Below are 739 nucleotides of genomic sequence, written 5' to 3' on the forward strand. Positions count from 1 at the left end.
CCCCCTGGTATCCCCCCCGACCACCCCCGGGGTTTCCGGACCGCCAACGATAGCGCCGCTGGCAAAGATCACCGCGATTTCCGCGCCGCTTTGGTTGGTCGGTTTTTCGCTGTAGTCATAAATGCTGGTGTAGTTGAAGCTCTGATTCTTGTTGTCCCAGCCGAAGGTTTTTACCAGCTTCTGTTCGATGACCGAACGGGATGCCACTTCGTCCACCAGTTTGTTATCCAGCGCATAGCGTGCCGGATCGCCTTGTACAGCCTGAAGGCCGGCGATAATCGCACTGGCACCGGGGAACAACTGTTGCGGGGGGAATTGGTATTCAGGTAATTTTGCCACAATCCACCCACCCAGCGCATATCGGCTTCGCGCGCTTCGGGGGACATATCGTCACGCAGGAAGGGTTCTACCGCCGACTTGTAAGTACCGACGCGAAATACGTGGCTGGTCACATCCAGCTTTTCCAACAGCGATTTGTAATAGAGGCCATTGGTGGCGAAACCGCGCAGATCGACGTTACCCTGCGGGGTCAGCGAAATGGTGGTCGCGAAGCTGGCCAGATAGTATTGCGTTTGGCTGTAACTGTCACCGATCGCGAAAATGGGTTTGCCGCTGTCGCGGAATTCACGCAACGCCTTGCCAATATATTGCAGCGAGGGCTGGTCGGCGCCGACGAAATCACTCAGATCGGGCACCATACCGGTAATATTGCTGTCGGGTTTGGCCTGACGGATAGTGT

Annotated in this window: 1 pseudogene; it reads right to left on the reverse strand. The window is 56.3% G+C overall.

The annotated features are described in order from the left end of the window. A pseudogene (locus tag J5224_RS32390) lies at nucleotides 1-739 on the reverse strand (S49 family peptidase); the annotation flags it as partial.

The organism is Candidatus Symbiopectobacterium sp. NZEC135, assembly GCF_025962695.1.